19 protein-coding genes are annotated in these 23,195 nt (G+C 70.6%); 14 read left to right on the top strand and 5 right to left on the bottom strand.

What is annotated here, in order from left to right:
* The first annotated feature begins 12 nt into the window (after nt 1-12).
* The 4 genes from ACTWQF_RS20690 (at nt 13) to ggt (ending at nt 5,099) form a co-directional block, all read left to right on the top strand.
* Nucleotides 13-945 (top strand): glutamate ABC transporter substrate-binding protein, encoded by a 933-nt coding sequence (locus ACTWQF_RS20690; RefSeq protein ID WP_443281077.1) that lies wholly within the window; start codon nt 13-15, stop codon nt 943-945.
* A gap of 74 nt (nt 946-1,019) precedes the next feature.
* Nucleotides 1,020-1,664 (top strand): amino acid ABC transporter permease, encoded by a 645-nt coding sequence (locus ACTWQF_RS20695; protein ID WP_443281078.1) that lies wholly within the window; start codon nt 1,020-1,022, stop codon nt 1,662-1,664.
* A complete protein-coding gene (locus tag ACTWQF_RS20700; RefSeq protein ID WP_443281079.1) occupies nt 1,661-2,566 on the top strand; it encodes an amino acid ABC transporter permease in 906 nt (301 codons plus the stop codon). The genes ACTWQF_RS20695 and ACTWQF_RS20700 overlap by 4 nt, the downstream gene beginning before the upstream one ends.
* A gap of 763 nt (nt 2,567-3,329) precedes the next feature.
* The gene (ggt, locus tag ACTWQF_RS20705; protein WP_443281236.1) at nt 3,330-5,099 is read left to right on the top strand and encodes a gamma-glutamyltransferase; all 1,770 of its coding nucleotides are present in this window, start codon (nt 3,330-3,332) and stop codon (nt 5,097-5,099) included.
* 61 nt (nt 5,100-5,160) lie between these two features.
* Here ggt and ACTWQF_RS20710 read toward each other — a convergent pair whose 3' ends face one another.
* Nucleotides 5,161-6,039 (bottom strand): alpha/beta fold hydrolase, encoded by an 879-nt coding sequence (locus ACTWQF_RS20710; protein WP_443281081.1) that lies wholly within the window; start codon nt 6,037-6,039, stop codon nt 5,161-5,163.
* Between the two features lie 47 nt (nt 6,040-6,086).
* Between ACTWQF_RS20710 and ACTWQF_RS20715 the strand changes: the two genes are divergently transcribed.
* On the top strand, nt 6,087-6,578 hold the full coding sequence (locus ACTWQF_RS20715) for a MarR family winged helix-turn-helix transcriptional regulator (RefSeq protein ID WP_443281082.1): 492 nt from the start codon (nt 6,087-6,089) through the stop codon (nt 6,576-6,578).
* A 4-nt stretch (nt 6,579-6,582) separates the two neighbouring features.
* Here ACTWQF_RS20715 and ACTWQF_RS20720 read toward each other — a convergent pair whose 3' ends face one another.
* Nucleotides 6,583-6,816: a dihydrofolate reductase family protein gene (locus ACTWQF_RS20720; RefSeq protein WP_443281083.1), complete on the bottom strand. Its 234-nt coding sequence runs from the start codon at nt 6,814-6,816 to the stop codon at nt 6,583-6,585.
* 758 nt (nt 6,817-7,574) lie between these two features.
* Here ACTWQF_RS20720 and ACTWQF_RS20725 point away from each other — a divergent pair.
* The 3 genes from ACTWQF_RS20725 to ACTWQF_RS20735 all read left to right on the top strand — a co-directional run bounded on the left by ACTWQF_RS20725 (nt 7,575) and on the right by ACTWQF_RS20735 (nt 12,615).
* Nucleotides 7,575-9,821 (top strand): protein kinase domain-containing protein, encoded by a 2,247-nt coding sequence (locus ACTWQF_RS20725; protein WP_443281084.1) that lies wholly within the window; start codon nt 7,575-7,577, stop codon nt 9,819-9,821.
* A 227-nt stretch (nt 9,822-10,048) separates the two neighbouring features.
* Nucleotides 10,049-12,034: a caspase, EACC1-associated type gene (locus ACTWQF_RS20730; RefSeq protein ID WP_443281085.1), complete on the top strand. Its 1,986-nt coding sequence runs from the start codon at nt 10,049-10,051 to the stop codon at nt 12,032-12,034.
* Between the two features lie 11 nt (nt 12,035-12,045).
* A complete protein-coding gene (locus ACTWQF_RS20735) occupies nt 12,046-12,615 on the top strand; it encodes a hypothetical protein (RefSeq protein WP_443281086.1) in 570 nt (189 codons plus the stop codon).
* On the opposite strand, the gene ACTWQF_RS20740 is transcribed toward ACTWQF_RS20735, so the two are convergent.
* On the bottom strand, nt 12,612-14,231 hold the full coding sequence (locus ACTWQF_RS20740) for an alpha/beta fold hydrolase (RefSeq protein ID WP_443281087.1): 1,620 nt from the start codon (nt 14,229-14,231) through the stop codon (nt 12,612-12,614). The genes ACTWQF_RS20735 and ACTWQF_RS20740 overlap by 4 nt on opposite strands.
* 242 nt (nt 14,232-14,473) lie before the next feature.
* On the opposite strand from ACTWQF_RS20740, the gene ACTWQF_RS20745 reads away from it, so the two are divergent.
* The 4 genes from ACTWQF_RS20745 to ACTWQF_RS20760 are packed head-to-tail and all read left to right on the top strand — an operon-like array spanning nt 14,474 to nt 19,149.
* Complete coding sequence (locus ACTWQF_RS20745; RefSeq protein WP_443281088.1) at nt 14,474-15,316, top strand: nitrilase-related carbon-nitrogen hydrolase; 843 nt, start codon at nt 14,474-14,476, stop codon at nt 15,314-15,316.
* Entirely contained in the window at nt 15,313-16,701 is a 1,389-nt protein-coding gene (locus tag ACTWQF_RS20750; RefSeq protein WP_443281089.1) for an aspartate aminotransferase family protein, read from the top strand. The genes ACTWQF_RS20745 and ACTWQF_RS20750 overlap by 4 nt, the downstream gene beginning before the upstream one ends.
* Nucleotides 16,698-18,098 (top strand): dihydropyrimidinase, encoded by a 1,401-nt coding sequence (gene hydA, locus ACTWQF_RS20755; RefSeq protein WP_443281090.1) that lies wholly within the window; start codon nt 16,698-16,700, stop codon nt 18,096-18,098. Before ACTWQF_RS20750 ends, hydA begins: the two co-directional genes overlap by 4 nt.
* A gap of 40 nt (nt 18,099-18,138) precedes the next feature.
* The gene (locus tag ACTWQF_RS20760; RefSeq protein WP_443281091.1) at nt 18,139-19,149 is read left to right on the top strand and encodes a TIGR03842 family LLM class F420-dependent oxidoreductase; all 1,011 of its coding nucleotides are present in this window, start codon (nt 18,139-18,141) and stop codon (nt 19,147-19,149) included.
* A 90-nt stretch (nt 19,150-19,239) separates the two neighbouring features.
* Here ACTWQF_RS20760 and ACTWQF_RS20765 read toward each other — a convergent pair whose 3' ends face one another.
* Together ACTWQF_RS20765 and ACTWQF_RS20770 are read right to left on the bottom strand one after the other, a co-directional pair.
* Nucleotides 19,240-19,545: a GNAT family N-acetyltransferase gene (locus tag ACTWQF_RS20765; protein ID WP_443249003.1), complete on the bottom strand. Its 306-nt coding sequence runs from the start codon at nt 19,543-19,545 to the stop codon at nt 19,240-19,242.
* 31 nt (nt 19,546-19,576) lie between these two features.
* A complete protein-coding gene (locus ACTWQF_RS20770; protein ID WP_443281092.1) occupies nt 19,577-20,179 on the bottom strand; it encodes a DsbA family protein in 603 nt (200 codons plus the stop codon).
* A 188-nt stretch (nt 20,180-20,367) separates the two neighbouring features.
* Between ACTWQF_RS20770 and ACTWQF_RS20775 the strand changes: the two genes are divergently transcribed.
* Entirely contained in the window at nt 20,368-21,243 is an 876-nt protein-coding gene (locus tag ACTWQF_RS20775; protein ID WP_443281093.1) for an NAD(P)H-binding protein, read from the top strand.
* 302 nt (nt 21,244-21,545) lie between these two features.
* Nucleotides 21,546-23,108: a (2,3-dihydroxybenzoyl)adenylate synthase gene (locus ACTWQF_RS20780; protein ID WP_443281094.1), complete on the top strand. Its 1,563-nt coding sequence runs from the start codon at nt 21,546-21,548 to the stop codon at nt 23,106-23,108.
* The last annotated feature ends 87 nt before the right edge of the window (nt 23,109-23,195 follow it).

Raw genomic sequence — 23,195 nt, forward strand, 5'->3', positions numbered from 1 at the left:
AGGGGCCCGGTCGTGCGTACGCCTGCTCCGTCGAGCCTCGTCACCCTCATCCGCCGCGGTCTGGCCGCCGGGCTCGTGCTGGCCGCCACCGCGTGCGGGGCCTCCGGCAGCCCGCCCGCGCGCGGTCCGCAGCCCGGCAAGCTGCCGCACTACGCCGTCGTCAAAGGCTTCTCCCTCCCCTCGTCGCCCACCTGGAAGAGCGCCCACCAGCGCGGAAAGCTGACCGTCGGCGTCAAGGAGGACCAGCCGGGCATGGGCGAGAAGAACCCGGCCACCGGCGTCTACACGGGCTTCGATGTGGAGATCGCCAAGATGATGGCGGCCTCGCTCGGCTTCGACCCGGACAAGCAGATCGAGTACAAGGCCATCGCCTCGGCCAACCGGGAAACCGCCCTGCAGAACGGCCAGATCGACTACTACGTCGGCACCTACACCATCAACGAGGGCCGCAAAAAGCTGGTCGGCTTCGCCGGGCCCTACTACATCGCCGGGCAGCGGCTGCTGGTCCGCAGGGACGAGAAGCGGCTCAAGGGGCCGCAGGACATGGCGGGCAGGAAGATCTGCTCCGCCGTCGGCTCGACCCCGCTCCAGCGCATCCAGTCGGACTACCCGCGCGCCGAAGCCGTCGCCTACGACAGCTACGCCATCTGCGTCGACAACCTCCTCAACAACCAGGTCGACGCGGTCACCACGGACGACACCATCCTGCTGGGCTACGCGGCCAAGGACCCCCGGCGTCTGAAGGTCGTCGGCAAGGCGTTCTCCGAGGAGCCGTACGGCATCGGCGTACCCCGCCAGGACCGGGCGCTGGCCGGGGCGCTTGATGCGGCGATCACCGCACGCGAGAAGAACGGCGACTGGAAGCGGGCCTACGACACCACCCTCGGGCTCTCCGGCCGCCCGGCCCCCAAGCCGCCCCGCGTCGACCCGGCGCTGACGCGCTGAGGAGCTGCCGGGCCGACGAGCGCCGGGCTGCCGAACTGCCGAACTGCCGAGCTGAGAGGAACGCGAACGGCTCCATGGATGTACTGACAGAGAACTTCTCCCTCTACGGCGAGGGCTTCTGGGGGACCGTAAAGCTGACCGTCTACTCCTCCCTGCTGGCTCTCGCGGTGGGCGTGGCGATGGCGGGGTTCCGGGTGGCACCGGTGCGGGCCCTGCGCGTGGTGGGCACCACGTGGGTGACGGTGCTGCGCAACACCCCGCTGACGCTGCTGTTCTTCGCGATGCTGCTGGGGCTGCCCCGCTTCGGCGTCGCGCTGCCGTTCGAGCTGTTCGCCGTGCTGGCGCTGGGCTGCTACACCTCCTCGTTCATCTGCGAGGCGGTGCGCTCCGGGATCAACACCGTGCCGGTCGGCCAGGGCGAGGCGGCCCGCAGCCTGGGGATGACCTTCGGCCAGACGCTGGGCACGGTGGTACTGCCGCAGGCGTTCCGCAGCGTCATCGCGCCGATCGGCTCCACCCTGATCGCGCTCGCCAAGAACTCCGCGATCGCCGGCTCCTTCAGCGTCGTCGAACTGCTGAGCACCTACAAGACGCTCAGTGAGAACGGCTACAGCGTCATCTGGAGCTTCGTGTGGATCGCGGTGGGCTATCTGATCCTGACGCTGGCGATCAGCGCCCTCTTCCACGCGATGGAACGGCGCTGGGGGGTGGCCCGATGAGCCTCACCGCACTCAGCCCGAAGCGTGCGCCGCGTACCGGGCAGGAGGCGCCCTCGGCGCTCTACGACATCCCCGGACCCAAGGCGCGGGCCCGGCACCTGGGCTACGGAATCGTCGCCGGACTCGCCCTGCTCGCCCTGGTGGCATGGGTGATTCATCTCCTTGTCGACACCGGGCAGTTCGCCTACGTCAAATGGCGGCCGTTCGGTTACGAGGGAGTACAGGAGCTGCTGCTGCGCGGCCTCGGCAACACCCTGAAGGCGTTCGCGTTCGCCGCCGTGCTGGCCCTGGCGCTGGGCGCCGTGCTGGCCGCCGGACGGCTTTCCGAGCACCGGCCGGTGCGCTGGGTGAGCACCGTGCTGGTGGAGTTCTTCCGGGCCATGCCCGTGCTGGTCATGATCTTCTTCGTCTTCGTGGCCCTGGAGGTTCAGCCGCTGCCCGCGCTGGTGACCGGGCTGACCCTTTACAACGGCTCCGTGCTCGCGGAGGTCTTCCGCTCCGGTGTGGTCTCCGTCGACCGGGGCCAGCGGGAGGCCGCCTACGCGCTCGGCATGCGCAAGACCCAGGTCATGGTGTACGTGCTCGTGCCGCAGGCGGTGCGGGCCATGCTGCCGACGATCATCAGCCAGCTCGTCGTCGCCCTGAAGGACACCTCGCTCGGCTTCCTGATCACGTACGAGGAGTTCCTGCACGCCGGGCGGCTGATCGCCATCAACATGGACTACACGATGCCGTTCATCCCCGTGGTGATCGTGATTTCGGCGATCTACATCGGGCTGTGCATGCTGCTGTCGTGGTTCGCCAACTGGGTCGCGCGGCGCGAGCGCGGCAACGTCAAGAACGAGGCCGTCTCCGTGGCCCCGCCCCAAGCCGCACCCACCATGCCGGGCACCCGCCTGTGAGGAGGGCCCCCGGGCTCACGTTGGGGCCGTGGTGGCCGCGCGGGTCACATCGGCGACCAGCTCGACCACATCGGGTCCGTACGCCTCCGAGTTGTTGACCTTCAACAGCAGGCAGAAGTCCCCGTTGCGCCCGTGCTGCCGGGCCAGCCGCGCGTGTTCTTACGGCGCCCAGGGCTTGCCCGGCGGACGTTGCTGCGCCCCTCCGCTGTTCCGGTAGGGAGTGCCCCTGCCCGGAGCTCGCAGGCTGCGGGTGTCGTTGTGGCTGGTCGCGCAGTTCCCCGCGCCCCTGACGGGGCGCGGTCCCCTGCTGCGAAGCTTGGGCAGTCTGCTCCTCCAGCCTCCGGCCGGGAGGTGCCCCTGGGGGACCCCTGCTCGAAGCAGCTTGGGGGAGCAGGGTGGGCAAGCGCAGCCCCCCATGCCGGGTACGCAAGACCCGCCGGACACGGTCTACTCCGAGCGCGACTCCATGACGCCGCAGCGTAGGCCCTCGCCGGTGGCGCGGGCCGACCGGGTGACGGCACCCCCTCCCGATGCAGGGTACTGACGCAGCCGCGTCAACCGCATTACGCTGCGCGGATCACGCGTTGTCCCGCGGAGCACGCACGAAGGAGGCCCCCGCATGACGCCCTCTCCCGAAAGCCCCCCTCCGACCCCGGAGGACCCGTCCGCGAGCACCGCTGGGCGGGGCACCCCCTCCCGGCGGCGTCGTACGGCGCAGAGTCTCATCGCTGTGCTCGGCAGCGGGGCCGTGGTGGCGGGGCTCATGGGTGCCGCTGCTCCGGCGGGCACGACCGCAGGAGGGAACCCCGCGGGGCACGGCGGCCCTCCCGCCAAGTCGCCGGTGGCGACGGGCCACGGAGGCGCCGTGTCCAGCGTTGACCCGGACGCGTCCGCAGCCGGCATCGAGGTGCTCAAGAACGGCGGCACGGCCGCCGACGCGGCCGTGGCGACGGCCGCGGCCCTCGGCGTGACGGAGCCGTACTCGGCGGGCGTCGGTGGCGGCGGATACCTCGTGTACTACGACGCGGCCAGCCGCAAGGTGCACACCATCGACGGCCGGGAGAGGGCCCCGCTCAGCGCGGACAAGGAGCTGCTCACGGAGAACGGCAAGGCCATCCCGTTCGACCAGGCGGTCACCAGCGGCCTCGGCGTGGGCACGCCGGGCACCCCGGCCACCTGGGAGAAGGCGCTCCGCGCCTACGGCAACAAGTCGCTCGCGCAGACCCTGCGGCCCGCCACCAAGCTGGCGAAGCGCGGCTTCACGGTCGACGAGACCTTCCGCAAGCAGACCGCCGAGAACGAGGACCGCTTCCGCGACTTCCCCGCGAGCGCGGACCTGTTCCTGCCGGGCGGCAAGCTGCCCGAGGTCGGCTCCACCCTCAAGAACCCCGACCTGGCCCGCACCTACGAGGAGTTCTCCCGCAAGGGCACCAAGGCCCTCTACCACGGCGAGCTGGGCCGCGACGTCGTACGGACGGTGCGCAAGCCTCCCGTGGCGAAGGGCGCGAACCGCAAGGTGCGGCCCGGCGACATGACGGCGAAGGACCTGCGCGCCTACCGGGCACTGTCCCAGCAGCCGACCCGTACCGACTACCGGGGCCTGGACGTGTACGGCATGGCGCCCTCCTCCTCCGGCGGCACCACCGTCGCCGAGGCGCTCAACATTCTCGAACGCAGCGATCTGGGCTCCCTCAGCGAGAGGAAGTATCTGCACCGCTATCTGGAGGCGAGCCGTATCGCGTTCGCCGACCGTGGCCGTTGGGTGGGTGACCCCGCGCAGGAGAACGTGCCGACCGAGGGGCTGACCTCGCAGCGGTTCGCGGACTCCCGCGCGTGTCTGATCGACGACGACAAGGTCCTCAAGAGCCCGGTGGCACCGGGCGACCCGCGCGACCCGAAGGAGTGCGAGCGCGGCGACAAGGACCAGGCGGCGCGCACCACGTACGAGGGGCCGAACACCACCCACCTCACCGTCGCCGACAAGTGGGGCAACGTCGCCGCGTACACCCTCACCATCGAGCAGACGGGCGGCAGTGGCATCACCGTCCCCGGCCGCGGCTTCCTGCTCAACAACGAGCTGACCGACTTCTCCTTCGTGCCCGTCGCCCCCGGTGTCCACGACCCGAACCTGCCCGGGCCGGGTAAGCGTCCGCGCTCCTCGATGTCGCCGACCGTGGTCCTGAAGCACGGCAAGCCGGTGCTCGCGCTGGGCTCGCCGGGGGGCTCGACGATCATCACGACGGTGCTGCAAACCCTCACCAATCACCTCGACCGCGGGATGCCGCTGGTCGACGCCATCGCGGCGCCCCGCGCCAGTCAGCGCAATGCCGCGCAGACCGAGGCGGAACCGAAGCTGATGGACAGCAAGGTGCGCCGCGAACTGGAGGCGCTGGGGCACTCGTTCAAGGCGAACCCGGAGATCGGCGCCGCCACCGGCGTACAGAAGCTGGGGGACGGTCGATGGCGTGCCGCGGCCGAACGGGAGCGCCGTGGCGGCGGTTCGGCGATGGTCGTCCGTCCGACGGGAAGCTGACCAGCACGGACGCACCGGGCCTGACCCGTCGCTCAGCACCGGCGGCGGGTCCGGCCGGCCCTCAGCCGAGAAAGTCCGCCACCAGTTCGCCGGTCTCCTCGGCCCGTAGGTAGGGCATGGCGTGGTGCGAGACCCCCGGCACGGTGGCCGTCTCGATCTCCGGCATCCACTGGCGGGCGTGTGCCTCGACACGGCGTACGTCGTGCGCCCGGCTCGCGCCCGCCGACAGGACCAGTGCGGGGGCGGCGAGTTCGCGCAGCGCCGTCGGCTTAGGGCGGGGGCCGGTCACCGGCTTCTGCTGCGGGAACTCGGCCGCCGCGCCGTACAGTGCGCGCCACGCCGCGATGCCGGGGTCGCCGTCGGCCTCGCCGGGCCCGCCGGTCTCCCAGTCGAGGAAGGCCAGAGCCCGGGCCGCCGTCGGGCGGGCCAGCAGCGGCAGGGCCCGCAGCAGATAGCGCGGGCTGAACCCCGCGAAACACTGGGTCGGGTCGAGCAGCGCCAGCTTGCGTACGCGGTCCGGGGCGTGCAGCGCGAAGGTCAGGGCGAGCCAGCCGCCGTAGGAGTGCCCGCACACATCGGCTCGCGGTACGCCGAGCCCGTCGCAAACGCCTGCCAGCCACTCCAGCAACTCCGCCACCGAACGCGGCGGGTGGTCGCCGGACTCGCTGAGGCCCGGTTCTCCGATGCGGTCGACGGCGTAGAGGCGCCTGGTGCGGATCAGCCCGGCCGCGGTGGCGTACCACCCGGCGGCCGTGGTTCCTCCACCGTGCAGCAACAGGAGCGGCGGGGCTTCCGCCGGGCCGCAGGCCAGCACGTGCGTGGTGCCGTGCGGAGAGGTGAGGCCGAGGCGTTCGGTCTCGCGGGGCCAGTGGTCGAGCACGGCGTCGTAGGCAGCGCGGAAGCGCGGTCCGACAGCGGGCGGGGCGGAGTCTGGGTGCATGGCGGAGCCTCCGAATTTCTCTCGCTGAGCGAGATATTATCCGACGCATGTCTTCCGCCGATCACGGACGTACGGCCTCTCCCGACGAGACGGGACCCGGCATGGAAGTGGTGCACCAGCTCCGCGCCGTCACCGTCGAACTCGATCTGCTCGCCGCCGACTTCGCCCACCGCAACGGGCTGCACCCCACCGACCTGCGCGCGCTCATCCAACTGCTCGACGCCGCCCGCTCGGGCACCCCGCTCACCCCCGGCCGGCTCGGTGCCCGGCTCGGCCTCAACTCGGCAGGCACCACCTCCCTCGTCGACCGCCTGGAACGGCTGGGCCATGTCCGCCGCACCCGGGACCCGCACGACGGGCGCCGCGTCCTCCTGGAGGTGGACGAGCGGGCGACCGCGCTGGGTTGGTCGTTCTTCGGCCCGCTGATCGGCCACGTGGCCGGCGAGGTGGAGGGGATGACGGCCGCCGAACTGGAGGCGGTCCGCCGCTTCTTGTCCCGCGTCCGGTCCGGGATCAAGCAGCACCGGGACCGGAGCTAGCCGCTCACTCGCCGGCCGGCGCGGTGCGGTAGCGCAGGAAGACCATGCCGTTGCCGAACCGGCGCTCCGCCAGCAGCTCCAGGCGTGTGCGTACGCCGTCGGGGAAGTGCCGCTTGCCACCGCCGACGACTACGGGCACCAGGAAGAGCTGCCACTCGTCCACCAGCCCGGCGCGGACCGCGTGTGCGGCCAGTTCCGGACCGCCGACGAGCAGGTCCCGTTCGGCCGTCCGCTTCATCGCCCGTACGGCCTCCGGGTCGAACTCCCTCCCCCAGCCTCCGGCCGGGAGGTGCCCCCACCAGCCGGGTCCGTGAGGTGGAGACCCGCTCCAGGGTCCGTGAGTACACCACCTTGTCCGCCGCCTGCCACACCTCGGCGAAGTCCCGCATCTCCGCCGGCGCTTCCGGCGCCGGGGGCTCGGTCTCCCAGCCGGTCATCAGCTCGTACGTCCGGCGGCCGTAGAGGTGGGTGCCACAGGCGCGGGTGAGCTCGTTGATGAAGGCGTGCACCTCCGCGTCGGGCACGGCCCAGTCGAACCGGCCCTCCTCGTCCGCGATGTAGCCGTCGAGCGAGAGCAGTGCCGGGTAGATCAAGCTGGCCATGGGAGCTCCTTTCGCAGGGTGTCCGCGGTCCGTGGTGAGCCGGGGCGCCAGTCTGCCCCTTCGCTGTCGCTGTCGGCGGTCCCGCTGGCCGTCAAATGTCTGTGGGTCACCGCCACGGGCCGGCTGGCGCCCCCGCAAGCCACGTACGGTCCCGCAGCGCCCGGTCGGTGACCGTCAGCACGATCAGCACGGCGCTGAGGGAGGGGAGCCTTGCCCGGCATACTTCGACCGTATGACTTCCGCGGAAGTTTCCCTGTCAAAATGGCCTGGAGAGGGCGCGGCGCGGCCGGTCTGGCCGTACCGCGCATGGTTGCTGCCTGATCACAAGCCGTACGATCGCTCTTCGTCAGCTGAGTGACGGCCCATGGAGGCCGAACGGACCGGGGGAGAGGGCATGAAGTCCCTGCGTGCGGACGACCCTGAACGCATCGGCGACTACCGGCTGCTGGGCCGGCTCGGCGAGGGCGGGATGGGCAGCGTGTACCTCGCCCAGTCCCCGCGCGGCCGCACCGTCGCGGTCAAGCTGGTGCGGCGGGAGCTGTCCGAGGACGCCGAGTTCCGGAACCGCTTCGAGCAGGAGGTCAGCGCGGCGCGCCAAGTCGGCGGCGAGTGGACGGCTCCGGTGCTGGACGCGGACACCGAGGCCGATCCGCCGTGGCTCGCCACCGGTTACATACCGGGCATCACGTTGTACGAGGCCGTCGCGGGGCGTAAGACGCCGCTGCCCGTACGCACCCTGCGGATCCTCGCCAACCGGCTCGCCCTGGCGCTGGGCGCCGTACACGAGGCCGGGCTGATCCACCGCGATGTGAAACCGTCGAACATCCTGGTCACCATCGACGGGCCGCGTGTCATCGACTTCGGCATCGCCCGTGCACTGGAGACCGTCGCGGACGCCCAACTGACCCGGACGGGCGCCGTCGTCGGTTCGCCCGGCTTCATGTCGCCCGAGCAGGTACGCGGCGACCGGCTGACCGAGGCCAGCGACATCTTCTCCCTCGGCTCCGTACTGACCTTCGCCGCGACCGGACGTGCCCCCTTCGAGCGCACCGGGGTCGCCGGGCATGTGCAGATGTACCGCATCACCCAGGAGGAGCCCGATCTGGAGGGCGTTCCCGAGGAGTTGCGGGACCTGGTCGCCGCGTGCCTGGCCAAGGACGTAGCGGAGCGGCCCGGGCTGCCGGAGATCCTGGACCGGACGGCGGACCCGGAGGACGAGCCCGGTCCTGGTGCGTCCGGCTCCGAGGCCGCCGAACCCTGGCTGCCGGGCGGCCTCGTCGCCGAGCTCGGCCGGCACGCGGCGCGGCTGCTGGACGCGGAGGTCCCCGGCGCGCAGGCAGCGGCGGACCGCGCGGCCGAGGCCCCCGCGGTCCCGCCCCGCCCCGGTGCGGAGCCCTCGCTCCCGGGCAAGCAGCCCGCCCCGGAAGCGGAATCGGAAACACCGTCGGAGACTCCGCCCGAGAACTCGCCGGAGTCTCCGTCGGACACCCCGCCCGAGGGCACCGGCACGGCGGAGGCCGGAGAGGCGTCCGGTGAACAGGCGCCCCCGCCCCCGCCCGGCGGGCCGGAGATGCACGGCATGGCGACCGTCACCGGAGCCGCGGCGCACGGCAGTCCGCCCTCCGGCCAGTGGGCGCCGCCTCCCGGCCCGCCCGTACCACAGGGTGGGCCGGCGCAGCAGCCGACGTACGCGGTGCACGGTCCGGCAGCTGCGCCGGTGCCGAGCCCCGAACGTCCGCACAGGCGCGGGGTTTTGCTCGGCGCGCTCGGTGTCGTGCTGGCGCTGGTCTCGGGCGTCGGGACCTTCGTCGCGCTGCGCGTGTACGACACGAGCGGTGAGGACGCCAAACAGTCCGGCCCCCAGGCGAAGTCGTCGCCCGGGGCCGACAGCGACACATCCAAGAAGCCGTCCACCAAGGACATCAGCAGCCCGGCCCCCGACGGCGCGCTGCCCAAGGGATATCTGGGCGCCTGGCAGGGCAGCGTCCAGGACGCCGACGGCTCCACGATCACCCGGCGGTTCGAGATCCGGCAGGGCGAGGAGGGCGAGGTCGTCGCCAGGACCATCAACCTTCGTGCCGACATGATGTGCGAGGGGGAGGCGACGCTGGTGGCGTTCGACGGGGGTGACGAGGGGCTGCGGATCACCAGCCGGATCACCGACAGCCACCCCGCGTCCGAGCCGTGCTCCCCGTACAAGGAGCAGACGCTGAAGCTGCGTTCGGACGGCACCCTCTCCTGGATCTACCCCGCGAGCTCCCTGTCGGCGACGCTTCGCAAAGTGGGCGACCCGGCAACTCCGGTGCCCTCCCGTATGGTGGGCGAGTGGAAGGGCGCCAACCCCCAGGGCGAGGAGCGGACCCTCGCCCTCCACCGGGGCCGGGCCGGCACCGCCACCGTGCGGGTGACGGGCGAGTACGCGGGCGACAGCTGCGAGTGGGAGTACACGCTCGGCGGCGCGGACGGGGAGACGCTGCTGTACGGCCCCGACAGGGTCGTCGAGTCCGCTTCGGGCCCGGGCTGCACATCCTCCACCGCCTCGCTGATGATCAGCGCCATCAGCGACGAGGAGATCCGCGTTGCGCCCTTCAGCGACCCTGAGGACGACCCGAGGGTGTACCGCCGGGTCGGCTCCGACTGACGAGGGGGTGCCCCTTACGGGGCGCAGCACCCGATGCCGGGTGCGTGTGTGCGTGCTGGGCAACTCGCCTACGTGCGGGGTCAGTTCTGACTACCGTTGTGCCTTATGGGGAGTCAGCGCAGTGCCGAGAGCGTGCGGATCCGGCTCGATGTGTCCGGGGCGGAAGGCGGGGAGAGGGCCACCCTCGATTTCTGCGACCGCAGCGACCGCGGAGAGCCTGGCGCCCGATGAACGCGCCGTTCCCCGACCCCGCCCGGTCCCGTGCCGTCCTGATCGGAGTGGCCGGCTACGAGAAGCTGCCGGATCTGCCCGCGGTCGACAACAACGTGAGCAAGCTGAAGGAGCTGCTCATGGACGACGACCTGTGGGGCCTGCCCGACGAACACTGCATCGCGCTGTCCGGCGAGAAGGTCGCCTCTGCCCAGCAGGTCATGCACACACTGCACACGGCCGCCGACGAGGCGAAGGACGCCTTCCTGGTGTACTTCGCCGGACACGGCCTCTCCCCGCTCAAGTTCGGCCTGCACCTGGCCCTGCCCGGCGGAGACGCCGAACGCCTCTACAACGCCCTGGACTTCAACCACATCCGGCACGCGCTGATGGATGTGTGCATCGCTCAGCAGCGCCTCGTCGTCCTGGACTGCTGTTACGGCGGGCGGGCGTTCGCGGACCACCTCGGCGCACCGAACGAGGAGCTGGCCGACCTGGCGGGGATCAAGGGTACGTACCTGCTGACAGCGGCGTCGGCGACGGCTCGTGCGCTGGCCCCGAAGGGCGAGCCGTACACGGCGTTCACCGGCGAGGTCATCAAGGCGCTCGACGAAGGCATTCCGGATGGCCCGGACCTGCTCGACACGGACTCGTTCTTCCGGCACGTCCGCCGAGAGCTGATCGCCAAAGGCCGTCCCGAACCCCAGCAGCGTGCCGACCACTTCGGGCACCGCATCGTCCTCGCACACAACCGGTGGGACCAGGCGGTGAGCCCGGAAGCCGCCGCATACGCGGAGGCCCTGGGCGCGGCCGTCCGGCCCGCCCCGGACGAGGGCGGCGATACGCGCACTTCTGTGTCCGCAGCCTCCACTCCCTGCCCGGCCGGCCTGGCCGAGGCCCTCGCACTGTCCCCGGCCCAGGTCAAGCGCTACCTCAAGGGCGGGCGCATCGCTCCCAAGGAGGTGCTCGACGCCCTCACGGACTTCGTCGGCTCATACGGCGGTCCGCTTCCCGCGGAAGAACTGACCCGTCTGCATGCCCTCCGACGCGCCGCACAGCGCACGAGCAAGGACACGGACACGCAACTGCTGTACTGGCGGGAGGAGGCGGACAGGCTCAGGACCGAGTTGGACGACCTCGCCCAGGAGCTGGACGGATCGGCGCTCCTCGAGGAACGCGACAGATTGCTGCGTCAGCTCGAACACGCCCGGCAGTACGTCAGGGACACCGCGGACGAGCTGGCCACCGAACGGGAGAACGTCCGCCTGTTGCGGCGCGAGGTCGACGTGCTGCGCCGGCAGGTGCGCATGCTGCTGGCTCCGGAATCCGTCGCGGAGACCGAGGAGCCGGCGGCGCGTGAGTCGTCCGTCAGCGTGCAGGTGTCGTCCGCGGTGGCGGACCAGGAACGAGCTGAGGGCGACGGTTCGGCCGTCGCGCTCAGCACCGGAGCGGACTCCTCCACGGCCTCCGCCGCTCCCGACGACGACACGACGACATCGGAACCCTCCGCGCCACCTGTCGGCGGCTGCCTCCTCGGCGTGCTGTGCGTCCTGGGACTGGTCTATCTGCTCATCGGCTCGCTCGTCAGCCTTGGCTCTGTCGATCTCGAGCCATCCGGCGGCCGTAGGCCCACTGTCGCGGGAGACAAGTACATCTGGGATGTGGCGGGCAGGGTGAAGAGCGAGTTTGCAACGGCCGGCGACGCCCCGACCGACCGCCTTCAGGGCAGTCTGCGCCTGGAGGCGGGGAGAGAGTGCCAGGGAAGGCCCGTCGAAGCCGAATGGGAGATCGCCATTGACGGCCGACGCGTCAAGAACGGAACGGCGAAGGTGAAACAGGGGGCAGGCAGGAAGATCGCGACCGACTTCCCCCACAGGTCCACCGTCGAGACGGTCACGGTGAGCGTCGGTTCGACCGGCGCCGCCGGTACGTGCGACACGTTCGGCCTGGTGTGGGACGGGCCGCGCCTGTCCAAGAGCTTCGATGTGCTCTATGCCTTCTGAGTACGTGCTCCATGGCCGCTGAGGGGGAGGCAGACGAAGAAGGGCGCGACGCCGGGCGCGAGGCGGGGTTGGGCACCGGCGTCGCTGTCCTGCTCTCGATCCTGGTCGTGGTCACCGCCCTGATCCTGCTACTCACCACGGCGGGCTCGCTCTATCTGACCTACGCCGATCACGGATCAACTCCCGTCTTCCGTACGGAAACAGGCGGTGGTCAGGGTTCGTCCCCACACCGCTACTTCACCTGGGACGTGCGAAAGCGTGCCGAGAGCAGCTTCCGCCCCGACGGTACGGGCCGCGACTTCGGTTTCGAAGGCCGCGAATTGGGCGGAGAACTCACGTTCTCCGTGCCCCACGACTGCGCCGACCGGCGCATCCGATGGGAGATCCGCGTCGACGGCGAGCGTGCCGGGAGCGGCAGCCTGCGATGGCTGCACACGTACAAGGTGAAGACCGACTTCGCCATCGACCGCACCCCGGATTCGGTCGAGGTCACCATGTATTGGGACGGCGGTGACGCGGACTGCCCCTCCTTCAGTGCCGAGTGGAAAAACCCATATGTACACAAGCTCCCGGTCGGCTAGCCGTCCCGGTCGGCCCCCTGCCCCGTCGGCACCGTGAGCCGGGACGGGTTGTCCTTCGGCGAGGAGAACGCCAGGTGGGCGCCGTCCGGGTTGTACTCCGCGTACAGCGGGTCCACGGTGTCGAGGACGACGGCGAGCCGGTGGCCCTTGGGCACGTCGTACGCGGTTGAGAACAGCTCCAGGTCCACGGCGAAGGGCTTGCCGGGAGTGCGGCCGTGGAAGGTGTAGGGGGCGTGGCTGATCAGCTTGCCGGTGCCGAGAGGGCCGACGTCGTAGAGGTAGGCGTAGTAGGTGCCGCTCTCCTTGTCGCTGGTCACCGTCGTGTGCAGCTTCGGCGTGCCGCGTACCGGGGTGTCCTCCGCATAGCGCTCGGACTGCCATACGGCGGAGCGGGAGCGGGGCAGCAGCGGTACGGAGACGACCGGCGGGAGCTTGAGGAACTGGTCGAGGATGCCGCTCAGGAAGATGGTGCCGCCGTCGGCGCCGGAGTTCTTGCCGGTGGCCAGCTCCTTCGTTCCGCCCAGTGACACGGTGCGGTTGCCGGAGGGGACGTCGTTCCAGCTCTTGTAGCCCTCGTAGTCGTCCTTGGTGCGGGACTTGAGCTGTACGGGAGCCTCTTTGTCGATGCCGTTGTACTCGCCCTTGAGGTAGCGGTCGAACCAGCGGTGCGCATGCGACCAGGTGTCGTTGGGGAGCCCGAGCAGGCCGGTCGCCTCGGCGGTCGCGTGGTCGCCCGGACGGAACTCCAGCCGCTTGGGGCCGCGCAGCTTCTCGTAGAAGTCGGCGTACTGGTTGGGCGGGAAGATCGAGTCGTTCCAGGCGTTGCCGAGCATGATGGCGGCGCCGTTGTCGTTGATCTTGTCGAGGTAGGTCGCGGGGGAACGCTTCTTGCCCCACGCGATCATCTCGTCCTCCTTGTCCAGGTTGGAGGAGAGGAAGTTCTTCATGATCTCCCGCAGTTCGGGGCTCGGGCGGCCGGTGAGTTCGCCCGAGGCGCCGAGCAGCCCGGCCGCCTGAAGGTGCTGGGTGCGGCCGCTGTAGATGGCGCCGATCAGATCTGCCCAGCCGCTGAGCGCGGTGACGGCCTTGACCCGCGGATCGTGTCCGGCTGCCAGCAGGCTGATACCGGCGCCGTAGGAGACGCCGCCCATGCCGATCCGGTCCTTGTCGGCGGGGGTGTGGGCCAGCGCCCAGTCGATGACGCGGGAGGCGTCGGCGACATCCTTCGGCCCGGCGGTCTCGATCCGGCCGCCCGACTGCCAGAAGCCGCGGGAGTTGTAACTGACCACCACATAGCCGGCGTCGGCGAGCTTCTGGGCCTGTGCGAGGTACTCGATCTGCGGGCTGGCCCAGCTGGTGGGCAGCACGATCAGCGGGTACTTGCGGGCCGAGTCCTTGGCCGCCCCCTCGGGGAGGAACACGTTGCCCTTGAGGGTGATACCGCCGTCGCCCTTGATGTCGACGAAGTCCACGCCCAAGGTGGCCGTTGCCGTTGCTGCTGCCTCGGCGGGCTGCGCCGTCGCGGCCGGTACGACGGCGAGACCGGTGGCGGCGAGCGTCCCGGAGAGCAGGACGGCGGCCGTACGAACGTGCCCTGAGGTGGGGGAGGGGCGCATGCGCAGCTCCAGTGTCGAGGGTGACCCAGGGGTGGGGGTGAAAGTGACTGGAGAGTAAGCGCGTTGGGCTACCCGGGGTAACCCGTCGGTAGGTTACGGACCAGTAAAGAGGTGAGCTGCTCGCCGCCCCGTACGGGTTCTTGTCAGGCGGGGAGAGGGGACTTACGGTCTCAACCTCACGTATATCTACGCGTGTCGAACAGGCTGCCGCCCTCGAGAACATCCTCGTGAAGGAGCTGCTCATGCCCGACCTTGTACGTGCCGCGCTGGTCCAGGCGACCTGGACAGGCGACACCGAGTCGATGATCGCCAAGCACGAGGAGCACGCCCATGAGGCCGCTCGCCGGGGCGCGCGGATCATCGGCTTCCAGGAGGTCTTCAACGCCCCCTACTTCTGCCAGGTCCAGGACCCGGAGCACTACCGCTGGGCCGAGCCGGTCCCGGACGGGCCCACCACCCGGCGGATGCAGGAGCTGGCGCGGGAGACCGGGATGGTCGTCGTCTCCCCGGTCTTCGAGGTCGACGGTTCCGGCTTCTACTACAACACCGCCGCCGTCATCGACGCCGACGGCACCGTGCTGGGCACCTACCGCAAACACCACATTCCGCAGGTCAAGGGGTTCTGGGAGAAGTACTACTTCCGCCCCGGCAACCTCGGCTGGCCGGTGTTCGACACCGCCGTGGGCAAGGTCGGCGTCTACATCTGCTACGACCGGCACTTCCCCGAGGGCTGGCGGGCGCTGGGCCTGGCCGGCGCGCAGCTCGTCTACAACCCGTCGGCCACCTCGCGCGGCCTCTCCGCCTATCTCTGGCAGCTCGAACAACCCGCCGCCGCCGTCGCCAACGAGTACTTCGTCGCCGCCATCAACCGCGTCGGCACCGAGGAGCTGGGCGACAACGACTTCTACGGGACGAGCTACTTCGTCGACCCGCGCGGCCAGTTCGTCGGTGACATCGCCTCGGACAAGGAGGAGGAACTGCTGGTCCGCGACCTGGACATGGGAATGATCGACGAAGTCCGGCAACAGTGGGCCTTCTACCGGGACCGGCGGCCGGACGCCTACGAAGGGCTGGTGCAGCCGTGAGCGCCCGGCCCGAGCCGTCGCCCGGCACCCGTACCGATGTCCACCGCGAACTGCACGCCCGGCACCAAGCGGTGCTGCCCGACTGGCTGGCGCTCTACTACGCCGAACCGCTGGAGCTCACACACGGCGAGGGGCGGCATGTCTGGGACGCCGAAGGGCGCCGCTATCTGGACTTCTTCGGCGGCATCCTCACCACCATGACGGCCCATGCGCTGCCGGAGGTCACCAAGGCCGTCGCCGAGCAGGCCGGACGTGTCCTTCACACCTCCACCCTCTACCTCAACCGCCCCATGGTGGAGCTCGCCGAGCGCATCGCCGCGCTCTCCGGCATCCCCGACGCGCGGGTCTTCTTCACCACTTCGGGTACCGAGGCCAACGACGCCGCGCTGCTGCTGGCCACCACCTACCGCCGGTCCAACCAGGTGCTGGCGATGCGCAACAGCTATCACGGCCGCTCCTTCTCCACCGTAGGCATCACCGGCAACCGCTCCTGGTCGCCCACCTCCCTCTCGCCCCTCCAAACCCTCTACATCCACGGCAGCGTCCGCAGCCGCGGCCCGTTCGCACACCTGGACGACGCGGAGTTCATCGAAGCCTGCGTCGCCGATCTGGCGGACATGCTGGGCCAGGCCCGCTCGGACGTCGCCGCGCTGATCGCCGAACCCGTACAGGGCGTCGGCGGTTTCACCTCGCCGCCCGACGGGCTCTACGCCGCCTTCCGTGAGCTCCTCCAGCAGCACGGCATCCTGTGGATCAGCGACGAGGTGCAGACCGGCTGGGGCAGGACCGGCGACCACTTCTGGGGCTGGCAGGCACACGGCGCCGCGGGCCCGCCCGACATGCTCACCTTCGCCAAGGGCATCGGCAACGGGATGTCCGTCGGCGGCGTCGTAGCGCGTGCCGAGATCATGAACTGCCTGGACGCCAACTCCATCTCCACCTTCGGCGGCAGCCCGGTCACCATGGCGGCGGCCAACGCCAACCTCGGCTACCTCCTCGAACACGACCTCCAGGGCAACGCACGCCGCGTCGGCGGTCTGCTGCTGGAGCGGCTGCGCGCCGCGGCGTCCCCCAGCCTCCGGCCGGGAGGTACCCCCAGACTCGGCGTCGTCCGCGAGGTACGCGGGCGTGGACTGATGGCCGGCGTGGAACTGGTGGTGCCCGGTACCGACGAGCCCTCGCCCGAGGCAGCGTCGATCGTGCTGGAGGCGGCACGCGAGGGCGGCGTCCTCATCGGCAAGGGAGGGGGCCACTCCACCTCCAGCGTGCTGCGTATCGCGCCGCCGCTCACACTGACCGTCGCCGAGGCCGAGGAGGGTGCCGCCGTACTGGAGAGCGCCTTGCGTACCGCCGAGTCCGAACTGACAGGAGGGCAGTCCGTATGACCTCGACCCTGATCAAGGGCGGCCTCGTCGTCACCGCCGCCGACGAGACGGAGGCCGACGTCCTGGTCGAGGACGGCCGTATCGCCGCCGTCGCCGCCCGGAACAGCGCCGCCGCCGCGTCGTTCACCGCGGACCGCACCCTGGATGCCACCGGCAGGTATGTCATCCCGGGCGGCGTCGACGGCCACACCCACATGGACTTCCCGTTCGGCGGCACCTTCTCCAGCGACGACTTCGAGACCGGCACCCGCGCCGCCGCCTGGGGCGGTACCACGACCATCGTCGACTTCGCCGTCCAGACCAAGGGCCACGCACTGCGCGAGGGGCTGGACCAGTGGCACGCCAAGGCCGAGGGCCGGTGCGCCGTCGACTACGCCTTCCACATGATCCTCTCCGATGTGAACGACGGCACGCTCAAGGAGATGGACGCCCTGGTGGAGGAGGGCGTGACCTCGTTCAAGATGTTCATGGCCTACCCGGGCGTCTTCTACAGCGACGACGGCCAGATCCTCCGCGCCATGCAGCGCACCGCGGCCAACGGCGGGCTGACGATGATGCACGCCGAGAACGGCATCGCCATCGACGTCCTGGTCGAACAGGCCCTCGCCGCCGGCCGCACCGACCCGCGGCACCACGGCGAGGTCCGCAAGGCGCTGCTGGAGGCCGAGGCCACGCACCGGGCCATCCAGCTGGCCCGGGTCGCCGGCTCGCCGCTGTACGTCGTCCATGTCTCCGCGAGCGAAGCCGTCGAACAGCTCGCCGCCGCACGCGGAATGGACCTGCCCGTCTTCGGCGAGACCTGCCCGCAGTACCTCTATCTGAGCACCGACAACCTCGCCGAGCCCGACTTCGGCGGCGCCAAATATGTGTGCAGCACCCCGCTGCGGCCCCGCGAGCACCAGGCGGCGCTGTGGCGGGCGCTGCGCACCGACGACCTCCAGGTCGTCTCCACCGACCACTGCCCCTTCTGCTTCACCGGCCAGAAGGAGCTGGGCAGGGGCGACTTCTCCAAGATCCCCAACGGGATGCCCGGCGTCGAGCACCGGATGGACCTGCTCCACCAGGCCGTCGTCGACGGGCACCTCACCCGGCGCCGCTGGATAGACATCGCCTGCGCCACCCCGGCCCGGATGTTCGGCCTCTATCCGAAGAAGGGCACCCTGGCGCCCGGCGCGGACGCGGACATCGTCATCTACGACCCGCACGCCGAACAGACCCTCTCGGCCGAGACCCACCACATGAACGTCGACTACTCGGCCTACGAGGGCAAACGCATCACCGGCCGCGTCGAGACGGTGCTCTCGCGCGGCGAGCCGGTCGTGGAACGGGGCAGCTACGCGGGCCGGGCCGGGCACGGCCGGTATGTCCCGCGCGGAATCTGCCAGCTTCTCAACTGACACCTTCTCAACTGAATGTGGACTCGTAAGGGGTATGCCCATGGACTTCGGACTCGTCGCCCAGACGGATCCGCCCGGTGCCGGGACCGTCGCGCTGATGCGGCGCGCCGAGCGCAACGGCTTCCGGTACGGCTGGACGTTCGACTCGCCGGTGCTGTGGCAGGAGCCGTACGTCATCCACAGCCGCATCCTCGCCGAGACGGAACAGCTGGTCGTCGGGCCCATGGTCACCAACCCCGGCACCCGTTCCTGGGAGGTCACCGCCTCCACCTTCGCCACCCTCAACGAGATGTACGGCAACCGCACCGTGTGCGGCATCGGGCGCGGCGACTCGGCGATGCGGGTCGCCGGGCGCCCGCCCGCCACACTCGCCAGGCTGGGGGAGGCCATGCGGACCATCCGCGAGCTGGCCGAGGGCCGCGAGGCGGTGGTGGGCGGCACCCCGGTGCGGCTGCCGTGGGTCCGCGATGGGCAGCTGCCGGTGTGGATGGCCGCCTACGGGCCCAAGGCGCTGGCGCTGGCCGGACGGGAGGCGGACGGCTTCATCCTCCAGCTCGCCGACCCGCTGCTGACCGCCTGGATGGTGGGCGCCGTACGGGAGGCCGCGGTGCAGGCGGGCCGCGATCCGGCGGAGGTCACCATCTGCGTCGCCGCACCCGCCTATGTGTGCGAGGACACCCCGGAGGCGCTGGCGCACGCCCGTGAGCAGTGCCGCTGGTTCGGCGGCATGGTCGGCAACCACGTCGCGGACCTCGTCGCCCGGTACGGCGAGCACTCCGACGCCGTACCAGCGGCGCTCACCTCCTACATCAAGGAACGCGCGGGCTACGACTACGCGCACCACGGCCGGGCCGGCAATCCCGACACCGCGTTCGTGCCCGATGACATCGTCGACCGGTTCTGCCTGCTGGGGCCTCCGCAGGCCCATGTCACCCGGCTCCGCGAGCTCGCCGAACTCGGCGTGGACCAGTTCGCGCTGTACGCCATGCACGATGCGAAGGAGGAAGTCGTCGACGCGTACGGCTCCGAGATCATCCCGGAGCTGGTTTAGGGGGTGCCCCTGGCTGCCGTCCGCAGGCTGCGGGTGCGTAGTGGTTGCTCGCGCAGTTCCCCGCGCCCCTTCGGGGCGCGTCCCGTGCGGTCACTCGTCCTGTTTCTCGTAGACCAGGGGCTGGTAGTCGGGGTGCCTGCGGATGTAGTTCGCGAAGAAGGGGCAGATCGGGGCCACCTTGTCGCCCGCCTCCTGGGCCGTCTCCAGGATGTGGTGCGAGAGGGCGCCGCCGATCCCCTGACCCTCGAACGCGGGCTCGACCTCCGTGTGCGTCACCGCGATCACGCCGGGGGCACGGAGGTACTGCGCGACCCCTGCGAGGGCACCGCCGATCCGCGCCTCGTAGCGGCTCTCGGCGGTGTTGTCGGAGATTTCGAGCTGCTGCTGGTCGGCCATGCTCTCCCTCGCTGTCGTCGGCTGCCGGCGGTCACCCGGTCGCGTCGTGGATCTGTGCCGCGAACTGCTCGGGCCGCACTGCCTGCCCCCTGCCGTCGAGCACGGCGACGGGGCGCCCCCGGAAGACCACCGTCGGGGTGGCCGGAACGTTGCTCTCGTCGAAGGCGCGGCTGACTCGCTTCGCCCAGTTGCGGTAAGCCCTCTCCAGCACCGCCTCGTCGAACGAGCGGCGGCGCAGCCCCGGCACGTCGTTGGCCAGCCCGAGCAGCATCCGGTCCTCCGCGAACCCGTCGTGGCCCTCGTGCGGCTGGTTCCGGTAGAGCGTACGCAGATACGTCAGGAACTGGGCCTGCCCCACATCCGCGGCCGCCCCCAGCGCCGCCAGCGCATGCTGCGAGCCCTGCCCGCCCAGCTTGTCGTCCATGAACGTACCGAAGTGGAAGTGCAGCACGAACTCCCCCTCGTCGGCGAGCTGCTGCATCGTGCCGCCCAGCGCGTTCTCAGCCCGGGAACAGTACGGGCAGCGCATGTCGAGGTAGAGGTCCAGCACGGGCGGTCCCGGCTCCGGCGCCTGTGGGCCGGTGCCGTAGACCACCGTCGTGCCGCCCTCGCCAGTGGTGTTCGCCGGGATCATGCGGCCAGCCTCGCCGTGCGGGCCGTGCCCGGCAACGGGGGAGCGTCCATCGGGGTTGCCCCGGCCGCGGAGTTGACTTGAACCTCACTTCAACTTGCAGGGTTTGATCACGCGGCACACTCGCCCTGGCAACAGCCGCGGCCCACAGCAGCAACCCGCGCATCAAACGCACCCGAAGGAGCACAGCCGTGATTCTGGTAACCGGAGCGACAGGCAAGGTCGGCGGACAGGTGGCGGCACAGCTCGTCGCGGCGGGAGTCGCCGTACGCGTGCTCGTCCGCAACCCGGAAACCGCCGTACTGCCGGACGCCGTCGAGGCCGCACGCGGCGACCTGGTCGACGTCGTACGCGGTGACCTCGCGGACCCCGCAACCCTGACCGAAGCCCTCGCGGGGGAGGTGGACGCCGTCTTCCTCATGTGGCCGCTGGCCGGTCCGCGCGGTTCGGCGGAGGTCGTCGCAGCGCTCGCCGGTCGCACCCGCCGCATCGTCTACCTGTCGACCCGCGGCGTACCCGACGACGACACCGCGGAGCTCGGCGAGGACATCCTCGGCACGCACGCGGCGCTGGAACGGCTGATCCGCGCTTCCGGCGCCGAGTGGACCCTGCTGCGGCCCGGCGGGTTCGCCGGCAACACCCTGGGCTGGGCGCCCGAGGTCCGCGCGGGCGGTCCCGTCCGTATCGCCTACCCGAAGGCAGCCCGCACCCTTGTGCACGAGGCCGACGTCGCCACCGCCGCCGTCCGCGCCCTGCTGACCGACGACCTGGTGGGGACGGCACCCGAACTCACGGGGCAGGAACTGCTCACCCAGGCCGAGCAGGTGGCCATCATCGGTGAGGTCCTCGGCCGCCCCCTCGCCGTCGAACGGCTCTCCCGCGAGGAAGCCCACGCCGACCTCCTCGCAGCCGGCCTGTCCCCCGCCTACGCGGAGGGCATCCTCGACGCCCACGCCGTGATGGAGACCGACCCGGAAACGGTCGTGACGGGAGCCGCCGAACTGCTGGGCCGCCCGCCCCGCACCTACCGGCAGTGGGTGACCGACCACACCGCCGACTTCCGGTAGCCGACACCACCCCCAGCCCGGCGCTCCCCGTGAGCGCCGGGCACTGCCGCCGATCCGGGCCTCCCGGAGCAGCCGCCTGGGGGAGCAGCCCTCTTTCCGCCGGGCCGCCTCGATCGGGTGAGAAAACCGCGACAGCAGGTTCGCCGCCCCGATTGGTCGCTAGCGTTGTATTCGGGAACGCCGGGCAGGTTTGCCTCTGGTGAGAGGGCACTGTGGGGGAAAATATGCGCCGCGCAGGACAGGTTTCTTGGCCGGATGCCGTCGCGGCAGAATACGAACGTCAAGGATATTGGCGTCACCAATTGCTCGGGGAATTCCCCTCCCAATGGGAGGAGCGCTACGGCGACCGAGCCGCCGTGCTGGACGATCGCCATTCGCTGACCTATACGGAATTGGCCCGGCTCACCGCAAGAATCACGGCGCGGTTGCTGCGGCTTGGACTGCGGGACGGGGACAATGTCGTCCTGCAACTCCCCAACTGCTGGGAGTTCGTCCCGCTTCTGCTCGGCTGCATGCGGGCGGGGATCGCGCCCGTCCTGGCGCTGCCGCAGTACCGCGAGCATGAACTGGTTCATCTGGTGCGAAGCGCGGGGGCCGCCGCGATCGTGGTGGGGGCGCCCGACCGGAAGTGCGACTACGAGGAGCTTGCGCACCGGGTCGTCGCCGCGAGCGGCCAGGACTGCCGGGTGCTCCCCGTGAGCCGGGCGGCGAACCCGGCGTCGCTCTCCCTCCGCTCCACTCTGGTGGGCGAGAGCGGGAGCGAGGACGAGGCCGGTGCCGGAATGCCGTCCGGTGCGCGGTCACCAGCACCCGACGACCTGGCACTCCTGCTGCTGTCCGGCGGAACGACGGGCGGTGCGCCGAAACTGATCGGCCGCACCCACAACGACTACGAGTACAACTTCCGCCGCATGGCCGAGCTGTGCGGCTTCGACGAACGCACCGTCTATCTGGCGGTTCTGCCCGCAGGGCACAACTTCACGCTGGGCTGTCCGGGACTGCTCGGCACCCTGGCTGCGGGCGGCAAGGTGGTCCTGGTCCCCTCGCCGGAGCCCGAGGCTGCTTTCGCGGCCATCGACCGGCACCAGGTGACTGCCACGGCCCTGGTGCCCTCGCTCGCCCAGCGGTGGCTCGAACGCGCTGCGCAGTCCCGCTACGCCACCGCGAGCCTGTCTCTCGTCCAGGTGGGCGGAGCACGCTGCCCGGAGTCTGTGGTCACCGGGCTCGAGGCGACGTTCGGCTGCACTGTGCAGCAGGTGTTCGGGATGGCGGAGGGCCTGCTCAACTGCACCCGGCTCGACGACCCGCCGGAGATCATCCGTAGCACCCAGGGCCGCCCCATCAGCACGGGGGACGAGATCAGGATCGTCGATGCCGAGGGCAGGCCCGCCGAGCACGGCGAGCTGCTCACCCAGGGCCCTTACACGCCGCGTGGGTACTTCCGCGGGGGTGCGCACAACACCCGCAGCTTCACCGCGGAGGGCTGGTACCGCACCGGTGACGTCGTACGGCGGCACCCGAGCGGAAATCTGGTGGTGGAGGGCCGGACCAAGGACGTGATCAACCGGAACGGGGAGAAGATCTCAGCCGCGGAGATCGAGGACCTGGCCTGCCTCATCCCCGGCGTCCGCGCGGCAGTCGCCGTACCCATGCCGGACTCCGTCACCGGAGAACGTCTCGGACTGGGCGTCGTACTGCGTTCCGGGGCCCGGCTCGACCTGGCCGACGTGAAGAAGTTTCTCACCGCCAAAGGTGTCGCCGCATTCAAGCTGCCGGAACACCTGCACATTCTGCCGGAAATGCCGCTGACTCCTATCGGTAAGCCCGACAAGAAAAAGGTGCAGGACCTTCTCCTCGCCGGCTGATCCCCCGAAGCCGCCAGACCACGCCGCGTCGTACGTGAATGCGCAGCGGCGCGTGTCTGCATGAATGCACCCCCACCGGAAAAGGAA

Origin of the sequence: Streptomyces sp. 8N114, from assembly GCF_052245835.1 — a bacterium.
Taxonomy (GTDB): Bacteria; Actinomycetota; Actinomycetes; order Streptomycetales; family Streptomycetaceae; genus Streptomyces.